Below are 6,568 nucleotides of genomic sequence, written 5' to 3'. Positions count from 1 at the left end.
ACGCACAGGCCGCATGAGCGGCCGCGGCGCCTGCCCGGGCGGGCAAGCGCCGCGCGGCATCATTCGCCGAACAGCGTGCCGAGCGTCTCCGCCGCGTTGCTGTCGATCGTGTTGTAGGTCACCGTGGTGGCCTCGAAGATATAGACCGTCGTATACCGGCCAAGGCGCTCCAGGATTTCCTCCTGCAACGATTCCGGCACGACGTTCATGTTCAGGTACCACGCCGTGGACGACAGCCGCGTCTGGAACGACCCGTACTCCTGCATGAGTTCATAGAACGCGTCGGCATCCTGATCGCGACAGACGATCACCAAGTTTCCTGCCATTCCCTTCCTCCCGCTCGTCGGTCGATCCCCGGGGCCGGTATACAGACGGCGCGTGCGCATTGCGGCGGCACGGCCGAAACGGACCCGGGGGCTAGCCCCGATCATACCTGCTTCGCCGTATCCGGCTGCTGATGCCGGACACGGTTTGTGCCCGCGTGCGGGGGCGGGTTCACGGCCGGGCCGGATCACGGCATAATTCGGGCCTGCGCGCCGGCCGCACGACCGCGGCCGGGTCGTTCCGTACCGCGCGCCCGTCATCCGCCCACGCGCCGGGCACGATCCATGCGCTGCCTAGCCGTCCCGGGACGGTTGTACCTGAAATACAGGTTGGTGTAGTGTCGTGCCGTCGCGGCCCGGCTCGCCCGGCCGCGGCAGCGCATGCGCGCACGGCGCGCCGCGCGTGCGCGGCATCGCCAGTCAATCGAATTACCGCGCCCGTGCGCTTTGCCATGAATCAACATCGACTGCCGGCTTCGTTCGGCCTTACCGGGGAGGGCGCCTGATGAACGTCGGATTCTTCAATCCGAACCGGACCGCCAACGCATCCGCGTGGCGCGTGTTGCCGAACCGGTGGGACTTCATCGCATTTCCGCTGATCATCTGCCTGATCGCGATGGCGGTGGTCGGCTTTCACGAAACGATGGCGCCGATCGGCGTGCTGCAGACGCAGAAGATCTCGCTCGATCCGTCGAACCTGCCCGAATACGCGCTGCGCACCACGCTGCGGATGCTCGCCGCGATGGTCGCGTCGCTGGCGTTCACGCTCGTCTACGGCACGCTCGCGGCCAAGAGCCGCCGCGCGGGCATGGTGCTGATCCCGATCCTCGACATCCTGCAGTCGGTGCCGGTGCTCGGCTTCATCTCGTTTACGGTCACGTTCTTCCTCGCGCTGTTCCCGAGCCGCGTGCTCGGCGCCGAGCTGGCCGCGATCTTCGCGATCTTCACGAGCCAGGCGTGGAACATGACGTTCAGCTTCTACCAGTCGCTGCGCACGGTGCCGCGCGACCTGGACGAAGTGTCGCGCGGCTTCCACCTGACGTCCTGGCAGCGCTTCTGGAAGCTCGAAGTGCCGTTCTCGATGCCGGGCCTGATCTGGAACATGATGATGTCGATGTCGGGCGGCTGGTTCTTCGTCGTCGCGTCGGAGGCGATCACCGTCGGCAACCAGACGATCACGCTGCCGGGCATCGGCGCGTATCTCGCGCAGGCGATCTCCGACAAGAACTTCGGCGCGATCGGCTGGGTGATCCTGACGATGACGGTCGTGATCCTCGCGTATGACCAGCTCCTGTTCCGCCCGCTCATCGCGTGGGCCGACAAGTTCCGGATGGAGAACACCGCGTCGGGCGATGCGCCGCAATCGTGGCTGCTCGACCTCGTGCGCCGCACGCGGCTGATCCATCAGTTGCTCGTGCCGGCCGGCTGGTTCTTCGCGAAGGCCGCTCGGATTCCGCTGCGCCTGCCGCTGTCGGGCGCGATGCGTTTCACGCTGCCGAAAGTCGAGAAGAAGGCGTCGCGCACGGTCGACATCGCGTGGGCCGGGCTCGTGCTGATCGGCACGGCCTATATCGTGTGGCGCGTCGTCAGCTTCGTCGCGACCGGCGTGACGATGGCCGAGGTCGGCCACGTACTCGTGCTCGGGCTCATCACGCTGCTGCGCGTGGTCGTGCTGATCTCGATCGCGTCGGTGATCTGGGTGCCGATCGGCGTGTGGGTCGGGCTGCGCCCGAAGCTGGCCGAGAAGCTGCAGCCGCTCGCGCAGTTCCTCGCCGCGTTCCCGGCGAACCTGCTGTTCCCGGTGTTCGTGATCGTGATCGCGCGCTTCCACCTGAACGCGGACATCTGGCTGTCGCCGCTGATCGTGCTCGGCACGCAGTGGTATATCCTGTTCAACGTGATCGCCGGCGCGACGTCCTACCCGAACGACTATCGCGAAGCGGCGACCAACTTCCGTATCCGCGGCTGGCAGTGGTGGCGCCAGGCGATCCTGCCCGGCATCTTCCCGTACTACGTGACGGGCGCGATCACCGCATCGGGCGGCGCGTGGAACGCGAGCATCGTGTCGGAAGCCGTGCAGTGGGGCAGCACCCGAATCGAGGCGCACGGCCTCGGCGCCTACATCGCGCAGACCACCGCCGCCGGCGATTTTCCGAAGATCATCCTGGGCATCGCCGTGATGTCCCTGTTCGTCACCCTGTTCAACCGCCTGCTGTGGCGCCCGCTGTATGCCTTCGCCGAAGCGAAGCTGCGGCTCGACTGAGACCGATTGAGAGCGAAACGCGATGCACAATCCGAATGCTGTAAACGCCCCCGTCCAGACGTCCCAGCCGCCGCGCCTCGGTGAAGAAATCCTGCGCGTCGATCACGTCTGCCGCGGCTTCAACAAGACGCAGGGCGAACTGCTCGTGCTCGACGACGCGAACCTGTCGCTGCGCGAAGGCGAGATCGTTGGCCTGCTCGGCCGCTCGGGCTCGGGCAAATCGACGCTGTTGCGCATCATCGCCGGCCTGATCGAGCCGACCGGCGGCGAAGTGACCTACCTCGGCAAGCCGCTGCGCGGCCCGGCCGAAGGCGTCGCGATGGTATTCCAGACCTTCGCGCTGTTCCCGTGGCTCACCGTGCTGCAGAACGTGGAAGCCGGGCTCGAAGCGCTCGGCGTCGGCGCGCGCGAGCGGCGCGAGCGTGCGCTGGCCGCGATCGACCTGATCGGTCTCGACGGTTTCGAGAACGCGTATCCGCGCGAGCTGTCGGGCGGGATGCGCCAGCGCGTCGGCTTTGCGCGCGCGCTCGTCGTCGACCCGACCATTCTGCTGATGGACGAGCCGTTTTCCGCGCTCGACGTGCTGACGGCTGAAACGCTGCGTACCGATTTGCTGGACCTGTGGACGCAAGGCCGCATGCCGATCAAGTCGGTGCTGATCGTCACGCACAACATCGAGGAAGCGGTGTTCATGTGCGACCGGATTCTCGTGCTGTCGTCGAACCCGGGCCGCGTGATCGCCGAGATCAAGGTGCCGTTCAAGCATCCGCGCAATCGTCTCGACCCGGCGTTCCGCAAGCTCGTCGACGACATCTACGCGAAGATGACTGCGCGTCAGACCGGCGAGGCGACGAAGAAGGGGCTCGAGCTCGGCAGCTGGCTGCCGCAGGTGTCGACCAACCTGATGGCCGGCCTGATCGAGACGCTCGCGATGGCGCCGTACCACGGTCGCGCGGACATGCCGGAAATCGCGCGGACGCTGCACCTCGAGGTCGACGACCTGTTCCCGATCGCGGAAGTGCTGCAGTACCTCGGCTTCGCGGACGTGCGCGAGGGCGACGTGTTCCTGACGCCGCCGGGGCGCGTGTTCGCGGAATTCGGCACGCAGGAGCGCAAGCTGATGTTCGCCGATCACCTGTTGAAGCACGTGCCGCTCGCCGCGCGGATCAAGAAGGTGCTGAACGAGCGTCCGGGTCATCGCGCGCCGCGCGTGCGCTTCGAGCAGGAGCTCGAGGATTTCCTGTCGGACGGGGCGGCCGAGGAAACGCTCGACGCGGTGATCGACTGGGGACGGTACGGCGAGATCTTCTCGTACAACGACCAGACTGAAATCTTCAGCCTCGAGGACGTCGAGTCCTGATGCGGGTGGGGCGCGCGGTATAACCGCGCATCGCGGAACGCCACGGGCGCCACGCATGACGCGCGGCGCCTCGCACCGTTACTGCAAATTCCCCCACCGGTCGACGGCCGGTTCCGCGGACGCCCACTTCCAGTGCGTGCCTTGCTGGCACGCATTCGCGAAGTACCAGTCGGCCTTGTCGCCGTCCTTCACCGAGAACGCGAATTCCTTGCACAGCGCGAGCGCCGACGCGTACGCACGCGTGACGCGCACTTCGCCTTCGCCGTTTTCCAGCGGCAGCGTGTTCTTCACCTTCCACGGCTTCACTTCGCCGACGGCGAGGCTGCCGGCCGTCTTCGCGATCGCGTCCTGCTGATTCTGATGGAGCTGCTTCATCGTGCGGTTGACGGCTTCGTCGGTCGCGGCCTGGACGGCAATCCCGACGCCGACACCGACCGCCGGGTTCGCGGTGACGAGGCCCGTCGCCGCGCCGGCCAGCGCGCCGCTCGCCGCGCCGACCGAGCCGCAGCCCGACAGCGCGGCCGTCGCCGCGCACAGCGCGCCGATCGCCGCGATACGGATCGCCACGCTCATTGCAGCGCGCCCCAGCGTTCGGTCGCCGGTTCGGCCGATGCCCATTTCCACACGGCCCCGTCGCGGCAGAGGGTGGCGACGTAGAACGCCGATTGCGCGGCCTTGTCGGCCTTCGCCGGCGTGTCGACCGCGAACACGATTTCCTTGCAGTCGAGCGGACCGACGCTGATCATCCGGCTGACCGTCACGCGGCCCTGCTCGTCGTCCTCGATCGGGAACGAATGGTGCGTCGACCACGGCGCGACACCGCCGACGTCGAGCGGGCCGGCCGCCTTCGCAATCTGCTCCTGCGTGTAGCGGTGCGCGACGCGTTGCGAATACTGGACGCCAGCCCGCGCGCCGGCGACGGCGCCGAGGCCGATGCCCGTCGCGACGGCGGCGTTGTTGGTGACCTTGGAGGCGATCGCGGCGCCCGCGATACCGGCGCCGGCTGTCGCGCCTTCGCTGTACAGCGAATTGCAGCCGGACAGCAGTGCGGCCGTGGCGATCACGGCCAGCACGATGCGCGCCGGCGTGGCCCGGCGCGGCGATTCGAAACGAATGTTCATCCCTGAGTGCAAGTCCTGTCTGGGTGAGCGGCGACGCATGCACGCCCTGATGCCGCGTCATTGTTTCGCAATTGTCATAGGAAAACTGCAAAGCTTTGACAAATCGCCGCGGGGCAGGCCGCGTGCGCGCGGGCGGCGTCATTGTCGGATAGATGATTGGCGAGGGGTCGAAACGTTACAAATTGAAGGTAATTGTTACCTTCGGATGCGATCGGGCGACCTAGACTGTTTAGCTATGGAATGTTTCTACGACGGCCTCGAGCCGCGCCGCATATGAGACACCCAGCCATGCGCCGTTCGAAACGGTTGTCACACCGGCCGCCTGACGCGGCGGCCGGCCATCCGGAAGACCGCTCGCGTCCGCGGACCGACGCGCCATCGGCGCCGCCCGCGGGCGCGCCGGACGAGACGCCGTCGGACGGCGATCACAACCAGGGCGGTGCTCGCCCGGAAGGGCTCGACTATCAACGCGACCTCGGTCAGGAACAGGACGCTTGATACGGTCGTCGCCGCATTCCATCGCCGTATTTCATTGCAATTCTCGGAACTGAATCGCCGCGCGGCCGCCCTCGGGCCGCCGCGCCCGCTTTGGCGTGCGTCGCGCGCCAGCCAATCGAATCGAGGAGGGGAAGTCGCATGAGCAGATTGATCGTGGTATCGAATCGTGTCGCCGCCGGCGAGGACACGCGCCCGAGCGCGGGCGGCCTGGCCGTCGGCGTGATGGACGCGCTGAAGGAAACGGGCGGCGTCTGGTTCGGCTGGAACGGCGAGATCGTCGGGGCGCCGGATGCCGAGCCCGCGATCCAGCGGGACGGCAACGTGACGTATGCGACGGTCGGGTTGACCCGGCGCGACTACGACCAGTACTACCGCGGCTTCTCGAACGCGACGCTGTGGCCGGTGTTCCACTACCGCGGCGATCTCGCGCGCTTCGATCGGCAGGAGTACGCCGGTTATCTGCGCGTGAACGCGATGCTCGCGAAGCAGCTCGCCGCGCTGCTGCGTCCGGACGACCTGATCTGGGTGCACGACTACCACCTGCTGCCGTTCGCGCACTACCTGCGCGAACTCGGCGTGAAGAACCCGATCGGCTTCTTCCTGCACATCCCGTTTCCGTCGCCCGACATGCTGCGCCTCGTGCCGCCGCACGAAGAACTCGTGAAGTTCATGTGCGCGTACGACGTCGCGGGCTTCCAGACCGAGGCCGACAAACAGGCGTTCACCGACTACATCGAGCGGCGCGGCATCGGCGCGGCGAGCGAGGACGGGATGCTGCACGCGCATGGCCGCGTCGTGAAGGTCGCGGCCTATCCGATCGGCGTGCATCCCGACGCGATCGCGCAGGCGGCCGTCCAGTACGGCACGCGCAAGCCGGTGAAGATGCTGCGCGAGGCGCTGGGCGACCGCAAGCTGGTGATGAGCGTCGACCGCCTCGATTACTCGAAGGGGCTCGTCGAGCGCTTCCAGTCGTTCGAGCGGATGCTCGCGAACGCGCCGGGCT

Annotated in this window: 7 protein-coding genes; 4 read left to right on the top strand and 3 right to left on the bottom strand. The window is 67.1% G+C overall.

The genetic code is table 11. The features are described 5' to 3' along the window. Nucleotides 1-59 precede the first annotated feature (59 nt). The gene (locus tag JMF90_RS18430; RefSeq protein ID WP_011545926.1) at nucleotides 60-326 is read right to left on the bottom strand and encodes a hypothetical protein; all 267 of its coding nucleotides are present in this window, start codon (nucleotides 324-326) and stop codon (nucleotides 60-62) included. Nucleotides 327-828: 502 nt separating this feature from the next. Between JMF90_RS18430 and JMF90_RS18425 the strand changes: the two genes are divergently transcribed. Together JMF90_RS18425 and JMF90_RS18420 are read left to right on the top strand one after the other, a co-directional pair. Further along, complete coding sequence (locus tag JMF90_RS18425) at nucleotides 829-2,586, top strand: ABC transporter permease subunit (RefSeq protein ID WP_011545925.1); 1,758 nt, start codon at nucleotides 829-831, stop codon at nucleotides 2,584-2,586. Between the two features lie 22 nt (nucleotides 2,587-2,608). Then, the gene (locus JMF90_RS18420; protein ID WP_006755837.1) at nucleotides 2,609-3,946 is read left to right on the top strand and encodes an AAA-associated domain-containing protein; all 1,338 of its coding nucleotides are present in this window, start codon (nucleotides 2,609-2,611) and stop codon (nucleotides 3,944-3,946) included. A gap of 78 nt (nucleotides 3,947-4,024) precedes the next feature. On the opposite strand, the gene JMF90_RS18415 is transcribed toward JMF90_RS18420, so the two are convergent. Together JMF90_RS18415 and JMF90_RS18410 are read right to left on the bottom strand one after the other, a co-directional pair. Further along, nucleotides 4,025-4,519 carry a hypothetical protein gene (locus tag JMF90_RS18415; RefSeq protein WP_011545923.1) on the bottom strand — a complete coding sequence of 165 codons (495 nt, stop codon included), beginning with the start codon at nucleotides 4,517-4,519 and terminating at the stop codon, nucleotides 4,025-4,027. After that, the gene (locus JMF90_RS18410; RefSeq protein ID WP_023476777.1) at nucleotides 4,516-5,067 is read right to left on the bottom strand and encodes a hypothetical protein; all 552 of its coding nucleotides are present in this window, start codon (nucleotides 5,065-5,067) and stop codon (nucleotides 4,516-4,518) included. The genes JMF90_RS18415 and JMF90_RS18410 overlap by 4 nt, the downstream gene beginning before the upstream one ends. A gap of 288 nt (nucleotides 5,068-5,355) precedes the next feature. On the opposite strand from JMF90_RS18410, the gene JMF90_RS18405 reads away from it, so the two are divergent. Both JMF90_RS18405 and JMF90_RS18400 read left to right on the top strand, forming a co-directional pair. Further along, entirely contained in the window at nucleotides 5,356-5,565 is a 210-nt protein-coding gene (locus JMF90_RS18405) for a hypothetical protein (protein WP_041489234.1), read from the top strand. A 138-nt stretch (nucleotides 5,566-5,703) separates the two neighbouring features. Further along, nucleotides 5,704-6,568 (top strand): trehalose-6-phosphate synthase (locus tag JMF90_RS18400; protein ID WP_201325295.1); only part of this gene is annotated, 865 nt, incomplete at its 3' end.

The organism is Burkholderia sp. E168m23, from assembly GCF_016586125.1.
Classification (GTDB): Bacteria; Pseudomonadota; Gammaproteobacteria; order Burkholderiales; family Burkholderiaceae; genus Burkholderia; species Burkholderia orbicola.
This window is presented reverse-complemented; position numbering and strand designations above follow the sequence as displayed.